This window comes from Pseudomonas brassicacearum (assembly GCF_003732265.1).
GTDB lineage: Bacteria > Pseudomonadota > Gammaproteobacteria > Pseudomonadales > Pseudomonadaceae > Aquipseudomonas > Aquipseudomonas brassicacearum_D.
Genome location: NZ_MOBK01000006.1, coordinates 1,324,477 through 1,340,274, shown reverse-complemented (window position 1 = coordinate 1,340,274; position 15,798 = coordinate 1,324,477). Strand labels below are relative to the sequence as shown.

18 protein-coding genes are annotated in these 15,798 nt (G+C 57.2%); 11 read left to right on the top strand and 7 right to left on the bottom strand.

The genetic code is table 11. The annotated features are described in order from the left end of the window. From BK660_RS19240 to BK660_RS19220, 6 genes are all read left to right on the top strand, one after another. Positions 1 to 624, top strand: coding sequence for a hypothetical protein (locus BK660_RS19240; protein ID WP_123434588.1), 624 nt, complete (start codon positions 1 to 3; stop codon positions 622 to 624). A 275-nt stretch (positions 625 to 899) separates the two neighbouring features. Then, positions 900 to 1,046 (top strand): hypothetical protein, encoded by a 147-nt coding sequence (locus BK660_RS32640; protein WP_185045115.1) that lies wholly within the window; start codon positions 900 to 902, stop codon positions 1,044 to 1,046. Positions 1,047 to 1,061: 15 nt separating this feature from the next. Then, positions 1,062 to 1,589 carry a CPCC family cysteine-rich protein gene (locus BK660_RS19235; protein ID WP_123434587.1) on the top strand — a complete coding sequence of 176 codons (528 nt, stop codon included), beginning with the start codon at positions 1,062 to 1,064 and terminating at the stop codon, positions 1,587 to 1,589. A gap of 160 nt (positions 1,590 to 1,749) precedes the next feature. Beyond that, entirely contained in the window at positions 1,750 to 2,055 is a 306-nt protein-coding gene (locus BK660_RS19230) for a hypothetical protein (protein WP_123434586.1), read from the top strand. Between the two features lie 284 nt (positions 2,056 to 2,339). Continuing rightward, the gene (locus BK660_RS19225; RefSeq protein ID WP_123434585.1) at positions 2,340 to 2,690 is read left to right on the top strand and encodes a DUF6124 family protein; all 351 of its coding nucleotides are present in this window, start codon (positions 2,340 to 2,342) and stop codon (positions 2,688 to 2,690) included. Positions 2,691 to 2,707: 17 nt separating this feature from the next. Then, the gene (locus tag BK660_RS19220) at positions 2,708 to 2,977 is read left to right on the top strand and encodes a hypothetical protein (RefSeq protein WP_123434584.1); all 270 of its coding nucleotides are present in this window, start codon (positions 2,708 to 2,710) and stop codon (positions 2,975 to 2,977) included. Between the two features lie 320 nt (positions 2,978 to 3,297). On the opposite strand, the gene BK660_RS19215 is transcribed toward BK660_RS19220, so the two are convergent. The 7 genes from BK660_RS19215 to BK660_RS19185 all read right to left on the bottom strand — a co-directional run bounded on the left by BK660_RS19215 (position 3,298) and on the right by BK660_RS19185 (position 10,545). Continuing rightward, the gene (locus BK660_RS19215; protein ID WP_123434583.1) at positions 3,298 to 3,882 is read right to left on the bottom strand and encodes a hypothetical protein; all 585 of its coding nucleotides are present in this window, start codon (positions 3,880 to 3,882) and stop codon (positions 3,298 to 3,300) included. 94 nt (positions 3,883 to 3,976) lie between these two features. Further along, the gene (locus BK660_RS32635) at positions 3,977 to 4,144 is read right to left on the bottom strand and encodes a hypothetical protein (protein ID WP_185045113.1); all 168 of its coding nucleotides are present in this window, start codon (positions 4,142 to 4,144) and stop codon (positions 3,977 to 3,979) included. Between the two features lie 11 nt (positions 4,145 to 4,155). After that, positions 4,156 to 4,398 carry a hypothetical protein gene (locus BK660_RS19210; protein ID WP_123434582.1) on the bottom strand — a complete coding sequence of 81 codons (243 nt, stop codon included), beginning with the start codon at positions 4,396 to 4,398 and terminating at the stop codon, positions 4,156 to 4,158. A 63-nt stretch (positions 4,399 to 4,461) separates the two neighbouring features. After that, complete coding sequence (locus BK660_RS19205) at positions 4,462 to 5,526, bottom strand: lipocalin-like domain-containing protein (protein ID WP_123434581.1); 1,065 nt, start codon at positions 5,524 to 5,526, stop codon at positions 4,462 to 4,464. Then, entirely contained in the window at positions 5,516 to 7,987 is a 2,472-nt protein-coding gene (locus tag BK660_RS19200; protein ID WP_123434640.1) for an ABC transporter permease, read from the bottom strand. The genes BK660_RS19205 and BK660_RS19200 overlap by 11 nt, the downstream gene beginning before the upstream one ends. Position 7,988: 1 nt before the next feature. Beyond that, positions 7,989 to 8,657: an ABC transporter ATP-binding protein gene (locus BK660_RS19195; protein WP_123434580.1), complete on the bottom strand. Its 669-nt coding sequence runs from the start codon at positions 8,655 to 8,657 to the stop codon at positions 7,989 to 7,991. Between the two features lie 190 nt (positions 8,658 to 8,847). Beyond that, positions 8,848 to 10,545, bottom strand: a complete 1,698-nt coding sequence (locus tag BK660_RS19185) for a sulfatase-like hydrolase/transferase (RefSeq protein ID WP_123434578.1) — start codon at positions 10,543 to 10,545, stop codon at positions 8,848 to 8,850. 388 nt (positions 10,546 to 10,933) lie between these two features. Here BK660_RS19185 and BK660_RS19180 point away from each other — a divergent pair, with 388 nt between their 5' ends. From BK660_RS19180 to BK660_RS19160, 5 genes are read left to right on the top strand one after another with little or no spacing between them, the layout of a single operon-like run. After that, positions 10,934 to 12,286 (top strand): UDP-glucose dehydrogenase family protein, encoded by a 1,353-nt coding sequence (locus BK660_RS19180; protein WP_123434577.1) that lies wholly within the window; start codon positions 10,934 to 10,936, stop codon positions 12,284 to 12,286. Then, on the top strand, positions 12,283 to 13,341 hold the full coding sequence (locus tag BK660_RS19175; protein WP_123434576.1) for an NAD-dependent epimerase: 1,059 nt from the start codon (positions 12,283 to 12,285) through the stop codon (positions 13,339 to 13,341). The genes BK660_RS19180 and BK660_RS19175 overlap by 4 nt, the downstream gene beginning before the upstream one ends. Then, positions 13,338 to 14,084: a sugar transferase gene (locus BK660_RS19170; RefSeq protein ID WP_123434575.1), complete on the top strand. Its 747-nt coding sequence runs from the start codon at positions 13,338 to 13,340 to the stop codon at positions 14,082 to 14,084. Before BK660_RS19175 ends, BK660_RS19170 begins: the two co-directional genes overlap by 4 nt. Then, positions 14,085 to 14,732, top strand: coding sequence for a CpsD/CapB family tyrosine-protein kinase (locus tag BK660_RS19165; RefSeq protein WP_123434574.1), 648 nt, complete (start codon positions 14,085 to 14,087; stop codon positions 14,730 to 14,732). 22 nt (positions 14,733 to 14,754) lie between these two features. Then, positions 14,755 to 15,783, top strand: coding sequence for a polysaccharide biosynthesis/export family protein (locus tag BK660_RS19160; protein ID WP_123434573.1), 1,029 nt, complete (start codon positions 14,755 to 14,757; stop codon positions 15,781 to 15,783). The last annotated feature ends 15 nt before the right edge of the window (positions 15,784 to 15,798 follow it).

The window sequence follows — 15,798 nt, the reverse complement described above, 5'->3', positions numbered from 1 at the left end:
GTGAATATTGAACTTGACGTTACAGAAGCATTTGGCGCCATTGACTATGTGAACGCCGGAGGGCTCACGACCTATATAGACATAGCTTTAACAGAGTCTCTTCTTGAAAATTTTAGCCTGCAACTGACAAACTTTGTTTTAAACATAATTGATGACTCAATAATCGACGAAATACATAAACAAGCACCTCAAGAACTTACAAAAAAATTTACAGATGAAGGTTTCCTTATCGTAAAACGTGCGATCGTCACCTTTGAAAAAGTCAAAAGCTGCGACTCTGTACTCTCTTTAAAAATCAAAAACGACGAGTATGACTTTGAGCGATCGTGGGGAGCGAGTCTGACTAACGGAGATAAAGTGTATGACATAGGCGGCCGACTTAGCACATATCCAGACCTGAGCCTTAATCTGGCTGTTATATCACCGAACAAAATCACCTTAAGTTTCTCCCCCGAAGACTGCGTTTACATAGATAACTATCAAAACTTTATGAGCGCCACTGAAACCTTCAACAACTCAATTAATACCGCACCCAACTCACACAACTTATTCAATATAGACTTTAGAAACAAACATCTTGCACCTAATTTTGACGGTGGCTATCGTACTTACACCGATGACTAACGAGAAAATTAACTCGCCCCCTTTTCACACGAAACTTAGCAAAAAAGAATAAATTTAATTTGTAACTTAAATTAAATTTGTCTTTTTTGGTTTTATTATTAAAAAGACAAGGGCAAATTGAACAGGTGTATTTTCACGAAAGAAAATAAATCCGCCCCTTTTCAAGCAAATCCATTACCAAAAGCACGCACTTGACCAAAAAAAGTTTGTCGATATAACTCAAACAGATTATTTGAAGCAAGCAAAAGCATTTGCAAAAGAGCCAGGACAGTTCAATGAAACCCAAGTTGGAAACTTTATTATCAAACACGACCCAACGTCTGGAAGAGTTTTTGTCGCCCACCTTAAATCTCGAGAAATCAGAATTTTTTACAGAGATGACGGAAGAAACGCCGATGCGTTTAAGTCAGCAATTGATTTAGCCAAAGGACTTTAACATGCAAAAAACCGCTCGATCCGACGCAGTATACAGACTTATCCAAAAAGCTTTAGCCGCCCTTGACAATGATGCGCGCGAATCACTGCTATTGAATTGGTGGGGGATTGATGACAGCGATGAAATGTTCTCCTTGCTTTCAAAAGAAATGCAACATCTACTTATCACAAACGACGAACCGCCAAGTGACGTACAGAATCCCCTTTATGACGAGTTGTTATTGATTGCTTTGCGCTCAGAATACAAGGGCGTGACAAATTTGTATTTATCTAGCCAAATGAAAAAAATGGGATTTGGCGAGCATCAAGTACTGGGACTCATCGAACTAATGGAAGTTTGTCCTTGCTGCGGTTACCGCACATTATCGTCGAGAGCAAACTACGACATTTGTGATCTATGCAAATGGGAAGACAACGGAATAACCGACCCTGAACAATACAGCGGCCCGAACCATATGACACTCGGAGAAGCGAAAGAGACATTCTCAAAAAACATGAACGTACTGCCTTTAGACAAATGGGCCATTTAAAAATCACTGCAAAGCCGCACACCCAAAAAATCACCCGAATAAAATCAAAAAATGAAAACAAAGAAACGAGAAAAAGGGACGTATTTATTTTCAACAGAAAATAAATACGTCCCCTATTCACTTTCACTTTCACTTTTCACACTCAAATCGTAGAAACTAAATGGACACAAAAAAAATAATTGAATATGGTGGAAAAATCACACTTGATGACTTGTCTCAGCTCAACCAGTCTATCGACACATCATTGATTATTGACGATTTGAAGGAAGATCTATTTCAAGCCACCTTCCCTAAAGATCAAATTATTGATATAGGCTGGTATCCCGAATTCAGTGAAAACGGTACATTTAGAGTTTCCCTAATAAAAGCAAACGACTGGGAGCACCCTGCTTTTAGCGAAAAAGCAAAAAACTGGGAAGAGCTTCATAAAGCAATCTCCCTTGCCTTGGAAAATCTGAAAATATAAAACCAATAAAAGCAACATGAAAAAATCTGGACAAGAAACAAAAAAACTAAGGGGACGGATTTATTTTCAACGAGAGAAATGAAACCCGCCACCACTCTTGATGATGGATCTACGCTTCGGAAATTTCCCTCAGCCCCTATCGACTCCCATGAACTTGTAACCCTCCACTCCCCCCAGATAACCTCCCCCAGCCGCTGCAACCTCAGCGACCGGTTTTGACAGACCGAACACGATCAAGGCATGCAAATGCCGCTTTGCGGCTCCGTCCCAACAGGAGCTTCACCATGAAAAAATGTCCACCCAATTCCCTCGACCCAATCGATCTCAGCCAAGCCACCCAACGCACCGTCAGCGCCCGCCTCCGCGATCCAAACACCCCCGACCCCATCAGCCACGTTTTCACCATCCTCCCCGACATCGACACCGAAACCCTGCTAAGCCACGCCTGCGAAACCCTCGCTTCACTCAACGTCCTCACCACCGACCTCGCCTGCAAACTCGAAGGTTCACACCGCAACCTGGCGCTATCAATTCAGCAACTGGCGGTAGTAGGCGAATTGTTGGTCAACCGTGCGCTGGACAATCTCGACCCTCCTGGCGACGCATCCCAAGCCCCACACAGCACCCAATCTTGAGAGAAGGAGACCCAACCATGGCTCGATACATGCCCATCACCGGCATCGACTGCCTTATCCCTTCCCTGCTGATTGATACTGAAGCGCCGATCGATGTGTTGCACGACACAGCGGCATACAGAATCCGCAGCGTGACTCAACTGGTGGAAACTCTATCCTTGGGTGATTCGCTCAACGGCGACAACGCGCTACTTCAGGACTTCGCCCGCGTCATTGCAATTCCACTGCGCGACGGCTGCGACTTGCTGGACGTTATTGGCCGACACTTACAAAAACAAACCGCATAAAAAAACGGGCGATCATACGATCGTCCGTTTTTTTATATATTCATTGCCAAACACTTCAAAAGAAGGTGTCCGCCCAGTGCTATGGCCTCGGCATTCCATGCACTGGTAAAGAGCCGTGACACTGGGCGAACGGGGGCATTTTAATAGAAGTTTGCGAATATGTCCGCTAAGCGAACATGAAATTTTAATCACAATGTTTAACAAAATGTCGATTGCAATACTATTTAAATCACTACCAAAACTCACTAACCAGAACATTAAAACTGATTGTTCTTGTACAAAAAACTTATACAAGAACAATCATTTTATAGAGTCAATACTCAACTTTTTTTGTGAGTCTGCACTTTCAGAATGTCTGTGTAGGTGACGACAACGGTTTGCCCGACTTTCAGGTCTTTGAGTTTGGCTTGAACCTCCGGTCTTACGACATCAACCGTTTTTTTGTTGCCCTTCGGACCTTCGAAGGTCACCTGATTTTTCTTCAAGTCGATGTGGGTGATTTTCAGCTGGACCTGGATCTGACGGTAAGCTTCACCTCCCGGTTTTTCCGAGCCTGGAGCGGCGCGAACATCGCCGGTACGTTCGACAGAGCCCGGCAGGCCTTCGGAGACGTCGGTGTTGAGGACGATCGCTTCGGCGTGAACGACTTTGATGTCGACGAGATCGCCGGCTTTCAAGTTGCCCAGGTTTTTCGCCTTGTCGGTCAGTTGTACAGAAACCTCTTTACCTTCCGGCCCTTTGAGCACGACTTGATGGCTGGCGGCGTCGACCGAGACAACGGTGGCGGTGATCTGATCCTCTAACACGACGCCAGCCAGCGGGATATCGGCAGCCATGGCGCCGAGGCTGACAGCGGACAGCAAGGAAGCAAGGGTGATGGCTTTAGTCAGTGCATGGAGTTTCATAGGCGATACATTCCTTGGTAATAAAGGGCAGCAGACCGCTCTGGCTCAGGCGTCAGCGCGATGTGTGCCAATGAGCATAGACGCTCTTCAGGCTTCAGGAAGTTTTTGCAGTTTCTTGCGCGGTGGATTCACCGCTGTCAGTGCCTTTGCCGCTTTCCTTGCGCCGGGTCGGGTCGGTGGGGCGCAGGGCGTCGTTGTCGCGCTCGACTTCGCCCGGTGGTCGGGGTTCGTCGGGGTGATCGGAGTCAGGGATCGGTTTCATGCGGATTCTCCTCAGGCTTCAGGATCGTCAACTTCCCGGGCGACGTTCACGGCCGGCGAGTCTTTGTGCGATTGCTCGGCCCTGGCCTTCAGCTCTTGCCACTGCTGGAGGTCGATGGCGCCCTGCCCCAGCAAGTCGTCGGCCACGCGCAGCAATTCGGCGTAATGGGCGTCGGGGGATTGTTGCCAGTAGGCCTTGTCGTCGAACAGGCGTTGCCACGACGCAAGGTCTGGCGGTTTGAGGTCGTCGCTCATCGCGGGCTCCAGTGAACGGGGCTTGTTAACGTAGGAGGACGTCGATCTGTCGAGAGTTCCGACTCAATAACCGGTCATTTCCAGATAGCCCTGCCCCGCATGGCTGCCGCTCAGTTGCACCGGCCCTTCCCAATACGGAATGCGCAAATCCATCCACGCGTTGGGGTTGAGGGCGTTGAGGGTGATATCGAGGTGCTTGCCGGGAATTTTGATCGACCAGCGCACGGGCATCTGACGGCCAGCGACTTGGGCAGTGTCTTGCGGTGTAAGGCGGATGTCGTCGGCGTGCAGTTGTTGAGTCTGCCCATCAGCGTCGATCCAGGTGCCGGTGAGATAAGGCTTGCCGTCCTTATTGCGCATGCGGTAAAGCATCACTTGTTCGCCGCTGTCGAGGTGCAGGGAAAACCAGTCCCAGCCGGTTTGGTTGGCGGTCAGTGGCTGGCTGCTCCACTCGCGATCGAGCCAGGCCGGGCCGCTGACTTGATAGGTTTTGCCGTCGATGTCCAGCGAGCCGCTGGCCTGAAAAAACGGCTGGCTGTAGTAGTACGACGCCTGGCCCTGTTCGGATTTCTGGCTGAAACCTTTATCGCCCTGAAGCACCAGCGGGCGCGTGGACGTCAGCCGCAGCTGGTAACCGAACGCCTTGTCCCGCGCACTGAGTTGAACATCCGCTAAAGGATCAGGCCCCTGACTGCTGAAGCGCCAGTCATCGATCCAGGCATTGAACGGTGCCACGCTCACGCCTGCCTGACCGACGCCGCCACGGGCGTAGCGTTCGGCCGCGTGATGCACCGACGCCGAGGTCACGGCCGCGTGCCCCAGCCAGATCGTCTGATTGGCCCAACCGGCCACTTCGGGCGCGGCTTTCAGGGCGCTGCGAAACAGCGTCCATTGCACGCCGAATTCGCGGCCCTGCGCGTCCTTGAGGTTGGCGGTGACGTACCACCACTCGATGCGAAAACCGTCATGGGGCCCGTGATCCGCCGGGAAGCTGAACACCCGACCCGGCACCACCGGAGTAAACGCGGCCGCCTCGCCGCCCAGACCGGCAAAGCCTTTTTCGACAGGCGCTGAGTTGTCGCAGCCGCTCAATAAAACCAATAAAAACAGCCCGACCTTAATCCTCATGAGCAAACGTCCTCAGCAGGTCCGCCGGTTGCGTGCGATGCAGCGAATACAACGGCCACGCCGACGCCAGTAACGTCGCGAACAGCGCCAGCCCCATCAACTGCAACAGTTGCACCGGAAACACCCGCAGCGGCAAGCGCCAGCCGAACGCCTGGACGTTGATCACCGCATCCAGGCACCACGCCAGCGCGATCCCCAGCGGTAGCGCCAGTACCAGCGTCAACACCGCCAGCAGCCAGGTTTGCCCGAGATTGAGCAGCATCAATTGCCGGCGCGTCACGCCCAACGCCCACAGCGGTGCCAACTGCCCGAGGCGGCTTTGGCTTTGGGTCAGCAGGCTGATGAACAATGCCACGCCCGCCACACACAGGGTCAGGCTGTTGAGCGCGGCGGTGGCGGCAAAGGTGCGTTCGAACACTTGCGTCGACCAGCCCTTGAGGCGCGCCTGATCGACAATGCGGTTGTCGTCCAGCGCAAAACGCGCCTGCAACGCGGTGACAAATGCCGGGATCGAGGCCGGCTCAATGCGCAGATTAAAACGGTTGGGCGCCTGCTGTGGCCAACCGTGCAGCAGATGGTTGACGTTGACCAGCAAGTGGCCCTTGGGGTTGCCGTAATCGGCGTAGATCCCGACGATACGCGGCGACCACGGGCCGCCCGGCGTGGGAATCGTCAGATGATCACCGAGGCGCACCTTCAGGCGTCGGGCCAGTTGTTCGCTGAGCATTAGCGCGTCGTCCTTGGCCAGTCGGTCCCACGGGTTGTCGCCCAAGGCCTCCAGCAGTGGCCAGTGCTGGCGATAGGTCGGGTGATCGATCACGCCAAAAATGTCCGCCGGCCAGCCCTGCAACTGGATCGACACCTGCCAGTTGGGCAGCACCGCCGAGAGTTGCGGTTGCTGTTTAAGCCAGGTGTTTAGCTCGCGAGACTGCGCCGGGGTTTGCGGATTGACGTAGAGCTCGGCAGTCAGGCGTTGTTCGAGCCAGTTGCTGAATGTCTCGCGGAAACCGGCGGTCATGCTGCCGGCACCGATGTTTGCCGCCAATGCCAACAACAGCGCCATCAAGGCCAGGCTCAGTGCCGGCAGTTGCTGACGGCAATCGGCGATAAACCATTGGCCGAGCACCGAATGGCTGCGCTGCAAAAACAGGTTGAGCACGGCATTGAGCAACACCGGCAGCGCCAGTGCGGCGCCGAGCAACAGCGCCGCCATCAGCACAAATCCGCTGGCCAGGCTGTCGCCCCAGATCAAGGCGCTGAGCGCAATCACCGCGGCCGTCGCCGCCACCCAACCCTGGCGCCGCAACCAGCGCGCGTGGGCCTGATGCCAGGCTTGTGGATCGGCCAGCGCCAGCAACGGCAAACGCGCCGCCCGCAACAGGCTGTTGGCACCGGCCAGCAATGCACCGAGCAGACTCAATCCCACGCCGCTGAGCCACCACCACGGGCTGAGGCTCAACTGCCCCGCCACGTCGGCACCGTACAAACCGCGCAGGCTGGCGGCGACGTCCGGCAACAGCACGCTGGCCAACAGGTAGCCGCTGACCACGCCAGCGAGGCCGCCGATCAGGGCCAGTCCACCGAGTTCAACCGCCAGGCAGGTGATGAGCATTCGTGCGCTGACGCCACAGGCTCGCAGGGTTCTGAGCAAGCCTCGGCGTTGTTCCAGCGCCAGGCCGATGGCCGCGTGGACGATGAACAGGCCGACCACGAAGGACAGAAAGCCCAAGGCGTCGAGGTTCAGGTGAAAGCTCTCGGTCAGGCGCGCAAGGTTGTTCTCTTCGCCGCTGGTCTTGAACTGGAGTTGATCCTTGAACGCATCGGGTAGCGGAGCGCTGAAATCCTTCGGCAACAGCAGACGCGACAGTTGATCCGGCAGACCGAGAATCTGCTGGGCGAAGCCGATATCCACCAGCAACAGCCCGGGGGCCATGTCGGTTTGAGCGTGCAGCGGTGGCAGAGGCTCGCCGTTCGAACTCAGCGGACGTTCACCTTCCTGCAACCCCAGCGCCTGCATCGTTTGTGGCGAAATCCAGGTGCTGCCCGGCGCACTGAAAAACTCGACAATCTGCTCGATCGGCAACGCCTGCCCTGCCACCGATGAGCCGGCCGGCAGTGACACCGGTTCAATGCCCATCAACTGCAAGCGCTGCTCTTCATGGCCCTTGAGCGTCACCCGTCCTTGCAGCACCGGCGACACCGGCCAACCGGCACGGCGCAAATCGACAAACAACGCCTGAGAAAACGTCCCGCCGCCGGGCGCACTGAGGCTGGCTTGCGGTTCGCCGCCGATCAACTGACTGGCCCGCGCGTAACTTTCCCGCGCCTGACTGTTCAGCGCCTGCACGCCGGTGAGCAAACTGGTGGCGAGCCACAGCCCGGTCAACACGCTGAAAAACTGCACCGGGTGTTGCCGCCAATGGCTCAGCAGCGCCCGCAACGTCTCGCGAACAACCCGCACCTCAGCGCTCGTCCGCGCCAGCCAGGCGGCCACCGTGCAACACCACTTTTTCCGCCAGCCGCGCGGCTACCCGGGGGCTGTGCGTGACCATCAATAACGTGGTGGACGTGTCGTCGAGCAACTCCAGAAGCAACTTCAACACTTCATCGCTGGTGGCTTCATCGAGGCTGCCGGTGGGTTCGTCGGCCAGCAGCAGTTTCGGCCGCGAGGCCAGCGCGCGGCCCAGTGCGACTCGCTGCTGTTGGCCGCCGGACAGTTGCTCCGGATAGCGTCGCAGCACATCGATCAGCCCCAGACGTTGCACCAGATGCGCCTGCCAGCGCGGATCATGCCGCCCCGCCAACCGCGCCTGAAACGCCAGGTTGTCCTCGACCCGCAAACTGCCGATCAGGTTGAACTGCTGGAACACCAGGCCGATTTCGGTGCGGCGCCAGTGGGCCAGTTGCCCTTCGCTCATCTGCTCCAGCCGATGCTCACCGCTGCGGATGCTGCCCCGGTCGACCTTGTCCAGCCCGGCAATCAGGTGCAGCAAGGTGCTTTTGCCGCTGCCCGACTCGCCCATCAGTGCCAGGCTGCTGCCGGGTTTCAGGGTCAGGTCGACGCCTTGCAGCACCGGCAGCGGGCCTTGCGGGGTGGCGTAGCTTTTGAAGACGCCTTGGACCTGAAGCATGGGCAATACCGTGAAGAAGCGTGAGGCAAGGATAGTGTATCGGACGCGGTGGGCTCAGCCTTCAAATCACGGGTGAATGGGCGGGCCTCTTCGCGAGCAGGCTCGCTCCCACATTGGATTTGCGGTGTGCACAACCCCCCAGTGGGAGCGAGCCTGCTCGCGAAGAGGCCAGTGAAACCAACCTAAATCCTCACTGCCCCACCGCCACACTCGTCGCCGCCTGCGAAGGCGTCACAATGCTCTTCAAATCTATATGCTTCCACTCCGGCTTCGCCCCCAGCCGCGCATTGAAGCGGTAGTTGAACGTGAATTCATCGGCCGTCGGCACACTCAACGGCTTGCCATACACCGCCTCGATTCCCGCCAGGTCATACCCCATCAACTGCAACAGCGTCGGGAAGATGTTGTAGTGGCTGGAGCGATCCTTGTTCGCGGCCAACTGCGCCGACCAGTCCTGGGTTTTCAACCCGCTGCCCTGGATCACCACCAGCGGCACCAATCCCTCTTCTTCCACCGGGTCACCGCCGCAATGGGTATTGAGCCCGGGATTGCCCCGTTCATGCAGGTCCTGCCCGTGGTCCGAGGTGTAGATCAACAGCGCATTGCTCAGATCAGCCTGGGCGAACACCCGTGAGAAAAACTCCCCGACGTTCCACAGCAAGGTGTTCTTGTAGGCATTGCGGTACAACACCCAGTCATCCGGTTGACCATTAAACCCGTCTCGCTTGCCGGTATCGGCCACTTCGACAAACTGCCCGCGCGGCAAGGTCGGACGGTACGCCATGAACCCGTCCGGGTATTTATCGTGAACCGGAAAATGCGCGCCGACCTTGTTGATCACCACCAATTCGGGCTTGCCGTCATTGAGCAGATCAACCAGTTTGGCCGCCGCCGCCATGTCGCGGTCACGCACGCTGGTCTGGTCGAATTGCACGAACTCGTCGATGTCCTTTTTCTCGGCGTCGTTCATCAGGTTCTGCAAGTTGCCGCCGGTACGCTGGGCGTCGATGTAAACGGTGCGCAGGCCGGCCTTCCTGGCGTACTGCCAGATCGACGGCATCGTCGTGTTGATGCGCATGTAGTCGGCGCGCGTGCCGCCGTAGCGCAACGTGACGTTGGTGTCGGCGCTGCAGTTGGCAATCGAGGCGGCATAGCCGTAGTTGAAAATATCGACACCCTGGCGCGGCTCCTTGAGGTTGCTGTGCACACCGAACGGCGCGTTGATGTCCAGGTAGTTGCCGGAAATGCTCTCGTCGATGATCAACACGATGTCGTGGCCCACGGGTTGGTCGTTGCGCGCCAGGCTCACCGGCTCACGCGGGCCGACGGTGTTGTGCAAGGCTTCATAGGTAAACAGGTTCAGGTAGGCCAGCGGCGTGTACATGATCGGCAAGCCCCGGGCACCCTCGCCGGCCCGCACGAACAACACCGCACTGAGCAGCAGCACCCCGAGCACCGGCGCCGCCACCAGCAACGCACCGGGCAGCGGCATGTGCCGGCGCGGCTTGAGGCCGATGCCAAACAACAGCAACAAGCCGCCGACCAGGCCACTGATGATCGCATCGCGGTACTGGTAGATCGCTTCCTGGATGAATCCGCCCGAATACACCAGCGACACGAAGCTGCTGTAGGTCAGGTAATCAGCCGTGACCCGCGTATAGACGTCGAAAAACACCGCCGACACAAACATCACCAAGGCGAACAGATGACGGACCAGCGTCTGCCGGATGTACGCCGTCATAAACAGCGCCACCGTCAGTGCGATGAACATGCCACCGAAAAGAAGCACCGGAAAACCGATGCCCATCGCACTTAAACGTTCGAGGTAATAGTCGTAGTTCTTAACTAAATAGAGAACTAACAGTACTTCTTTGAGATATCGAATCATTCTCTTTAGGTACTCATGAAGGGCGATTGGCCAATAGATTGTCGGCCATTTTTTGACACTAGCACCGGGCCATCAAAGCGCAAGAATTGTCGGACTTTTACACAAAGCGTCAAAAAAACGTTGACTCAAATCTGACACACATGTGGGGAAATTTCCCCAGTGTTTCAAGGCACTAGACCGTCCATCGTTTTCTTCAATGCGTTAAAAACCCTTTAAAACCGCGACAAATCCAGCACCGACAAGCACTTGATGGCATTTAGCCCCCAAAAATGGACTTCGGCTACCACAAGAGAATGTCATTTTGCTGACACGCTTTCCTACCGCTGGGCTATACCCCTTTTGACAGTCTTATTTTCGTTATCTCAACCGTCTTACGAGGCACGCCAATATGGACGTGAGCGTATTTGGTACGGGCTATGTTGGCCTGATACAAGCAGCGGCACTGGCCGATGTCGGACATCGCGTCTTATGTGTCGACATTGATCCAAACAAAATAAAACAACTGCAACAAGCGGTGCCGCCGATCAGCGAACCAGGGCTTTCCAGCACGCTGGAAGAGAACATCAAGGCCGGTCGGCTGCTGTTCACCACCCAGGCCAGCGATGCGGTCGAACACGCCGAGCTGATTTTTATCGCCGTGGGTACGCCCGCCGATGAAGACGGTTCCGCCGACCTCAGCCATGTGCTGAGCGTCGCTCGCCAGATCGCCAACCATATGGAGGCTGATCGCACCTTCATCATCAAGTCCACCGTGCCGGTCGGTACCGCGGACCAGGTGGCCGCCACCGCCAACGAAGAACTCAAGCGCCGTGGCAAGAGCGCGCTGAATGTACGGGTGGTGTCCAACCCGGAGTTCCTCAAGGAAGGCAGCGCCCTCGCCGATTGCATGCGCCCGGACCGGATCATCGTCGGCACGCTTGACGATGAAGCCCGCAGCCAGATGAGCGAGCTGTACGCGCCGTTCTGCCGCAACCATGAAAAGCTCATGTTCATGGACAACCGCAGCGCCGAGCTGACCAAGTACGCCGCCAACGCCATGCTCGCCACGCGCATCAGTTTCATGAACGAACTGGCCAACCTCACCGAACTGCTGGGGGCTGACATCGAAGCAGTGCGCCGGGGCATCGGTTCCGACCCGCGCATCGGTTACCACTTTATCTACCCAGGCTGCGGCTTCGGTGGCTCGTGCTTCCCCAAGGACCTGCGCGCCCTGCTGCACACTGCCGAACAAAACGGCATGCCGCTGCGTCTGTTGCGCAGCGTCACCGACGTCAACGACACCCAACGCCACATTCTCTTCGGCAAGCTCAAGGCACAGTTCCCGAATGGACTGGCCGGTAAATCCATCGCGATCTGGGGCCTGGCGTTCAAACCCAACACCGATGACATGCGCGAAGCCCCCAGCCGTTACCTGATGGAAGCCCTGTGGGCCGAAGGCGCGACGGTGCAGGCCTATGACCCGGAAGCCATGTCCGAATGCCGGCGCATCTACGGTTATCGCAAAGACCTGCATTTGTGCGCCACCCGCGACGACACCCTGGAAGATGCCGATGCATTGGTGATCTGCACCGAGTGGAAGAACTTCCGCGTGGTCGACTTCGACCTGCTGGCGGACAAGTTGCGTTCACGGGTGATCGTCGACGGTCGCAACCTTTATAACCCGGAGCAGGTCGCTGCGGCCGGCTTGCACTACAGCGGTATCGGTCTGCGACACATTGCACCCGAGGCGCCGCGCCCATGAAGATACTCGTCACCGGAGCGGCCGGTTTTATTGGTGCCCATTGTGTGTTGCGGCTGCTGCGCGACGGGCACCAGGTGTTCGGCCTCGATAATTTCAACGATTACTACGACCCGCAACTCAAGCGCGATCGCGTGGATTGGGTGCAGGAGCAGGTCGGCCCTTTCCAGCTCTCAACGGTTGACCTGGCCGATACGTCGGCCATCGAAGCCCTGTTTGCCCGTGAAAAACCCGAAGTTGTGATCCACCTCGCCGCCCAGGCCGGGGTGCGTTACTCACTGGAGAATCCCCGGGCCTACCTCGACAGCAACTTGAGTGGTTTCCTCAACATTCTCGAAAGCTGCCGTCGGCACCCGGTTCAACACCTGATCTATGCCTCGTCCAGTTCGGTGTACGGCGCCAACCAGCACACGCCGTATTCGGTGCAGGACGGCGTCAATCACCCGCTGTCGCTGTATGCCGCGACCAAGAAAGCCAATGAACTGATGGCCCACAGCTACAGCCACCTGTTTGGCATTGCCTGCACCGGCCTGCGGTTTTTTACGGTGTACGGGCCTTGGGGCCGGCCCGACATGTCGCCGATCCAGTTTGCCCGCGCCATCGCCGAAGGCCATCCGCTGAAGCTGTTCAACTACGGCCAGCATCAGCGCGACTTCACCTACATCGACGACATCATCGAAAGCATCGCCCGCCTGATCGAGCGCCCACCACAAGCCAACGCCGAATGGGACCGCGAGCAACCGGACCCGGCCAGCAGCATGGCGCCGTGGCGCATCTACAACATTGGCGGCCAGCACCCGGTGGAACTCAAGGACTACCTGGCGCTGCTGGAAAAACACCTTGGACAACAGGCCATCGTCGAGTTGCTGCCGCTGCAGCCGGGCGACGTCCTCAACACCTGCGCCGACGCCAGTGACCTGGCGCGGGCTACCGGATTTCAGCCTTGTATCGAGCTGGATGAAGGACTCGGGCGTTTCATCGCCTGGTTCCGCGATTACTACCAACTGCCTATCGCCCACGCGCCGCTCGCGGCTGAACTTCAGCGGAGGACTCTATGACTGGACATGAAAAAGGTGTGCCCCTCAATCAATTGCGCCGGGACAAACGCCTCGATCCCGAGCACCGGATTCGCATGGATGCGGCGATTCACATGCAGGGGCGTGGCTGGATCACCGGCCGTGACGGCGGTCGACCCTGGACGTTGTCACGCACCAACCGGGTGGTCGCCTGCCTCGGTGCGTTGATGATCCTGATGTTGATTTCGCCGGTACTGCTGGGCCTGGCGCTGGCGATCAAGTTCAGCAGCCCGGGACCGGTGATGTTCGTGCAGAAACGCACCGGCTACCGCGGTCGCGCATTCGGCATGTACAAATTCCGCACCATGGTGGCCAACGCCGAGGAGCTCAAGGAGTCCCTGCGACACCTGAACAAACACGGCGCCGACGCCATCGACTTCAAGATCGACAAGGACCCGCGCATCACCGGCATCGGTGGCTTCCTGCGGCGCAGCAGCCTCGATGAGCTGCCGAACCTGATCAATGTAGTGACCGGCGACATGCGCCTGGTGGGTCCCCGGCCGACTTCGTTCAACGCCTACCGCTACAAGGATAACCACCTTGCACGCCTGAGCATCTACCCCGGCATGACCGGCCTGTGGCAGATCTCCGGGCGCAGCAATATCGACTTCGACCAGCGCGTTGAGTTGGATCTCAGCTATATCGCCGAGCAGAGCCTTTTGCTTGATCTGAAGATCCTGTTGAAAACCCCCTTCAAAGTATTCAGCGGCCACGGAGCGAGTTAAATGGACGGTTCATCAAACAAAAGCCTGAGCATCGCCAACCCGAGCGAGTCCAACCTGACTTCGACCGTGCTGGATCAAGATCTGCGGATCCTACTGCTGACCGCCGCCAACCCCGGCGCGGGCACCACCACCAGCGCGCTGGCACTGGCCAGTCAACTGGCCCAGATGAGCAGCGGCCAAGTGTTGCTGGTCGACGCCAGCCAGTCCTCGAACAACCTCACGCAACAATTGGGGTTGACCAAGGAGCGCGGCTTTCGCGACTTGATGTTCAACAACCAGAGCCCACCGATGCTGCAGGACTGTGTGGTGAACGTCGCCAGCCTGCCCTTCGACATTTTGCCCAACGGCCGTTATGCCCGCGGCAATGAACACCTGACCGCCGAAAGCATGAGCCCGTTGCTCGATCAGCTCGGCAGCCAGTATCGCTTTGTGGTGATCGACGGCGACGCGGTGTATTCCGCCGCCGACACCCTGGTCATCAGCACGCAGGTGGACGGCGTGATCATGGTCGTTCGCGCGGAAGACACCCGCTGGGAAGTGGCGCAAGCCGCGGTCCAGCGCCTGACTCAGGCCGGCGCAAAAATGGTCGGCAGCGTGTTCAACCGTCGCAAGTACTACATGCCGAAATGGCTGTACAAAAACCTGTAAGCAACCAGAAAAGGATGACGCCATGAACGCCAGAATGCTTGTCCTGCTGTTGCTGCCGCTTGCAGGTTGCTCCAGCAATTCGACCGAAACCCAAATGCCGGTGCAGATCCTCACGGCCTCGCCGGCCAACGCCCAGGCCACCGACATGCCCAAGGTCGAACAGACCTTGCGGCCACAAGATGTGCTGGACGTGATCTTCCACATCAGCACCAGCGGCTCGGACGCCTACCGCATCCAGTCCGGTGACCAGATCGGCCTGAACTTCACTGCCGCCAGCCAGCTCAACGGCAATCAACTGGTGCTGCCTGACGGCACCATCGAACTGCCAGGCGCCAACACCTCAGTGAAGATCGCCGGGATGTCCAGCGAACAGGCGCGTGAGGAAATCCAGCGGGTCTATCAACGCAAACAGCTGTTCCAGCCCAACCGCAATCAGCTGACCGTGCAAGTCATCAGCCCGCTGAGCAACGAATCCAACCTTAAAAGTGCCCTGAACCACCCCGCTACCGGCATGAGCCGGGAGATCACCGTGGGCACCGACGGTTATGCGAGCTTCCCGGAAATCGGCGCCGTGCCACTGCAAGGCATGACCGTCAATCAACTGGAGACCTTCCTCAACAAACGCTACGCCGATCTGCCGGGACGGATGACCGTCGACGTGCTGCTCAAGTCCACCGCCGGCAACGAAATCTATGTGCTGGGTGAAGTCGGCCAACCGGGTTCCTACCCGATCCGCCGGCCGGTTTCGGTGCTTGAAGCGCTGACCCTGGCGCGCGGCAGCAATGCCAAGGCGCGGCTCGATTCGGTGGTGATCATGCGCCGCAACGGCAATCAGGTTAAGGCCGTGCATTACGACGTGGAAAAAGCCCTGGCCGGCGATGCTTCACAAATCGCCTACCTGCAACCGGACGACATGCTCTTCGTGCCCAAGACCAAACTGGCCAGCGCCGGTGAGCTTGCGCGGCAACTCGCTGATGTCGTGTTGTTCCAGGGTGTGGGCTTCAGCTTCGGCTACCGCGTCGACGACAAAGACAGCAATAACAACAACTGACTCTCAGGTGACCCG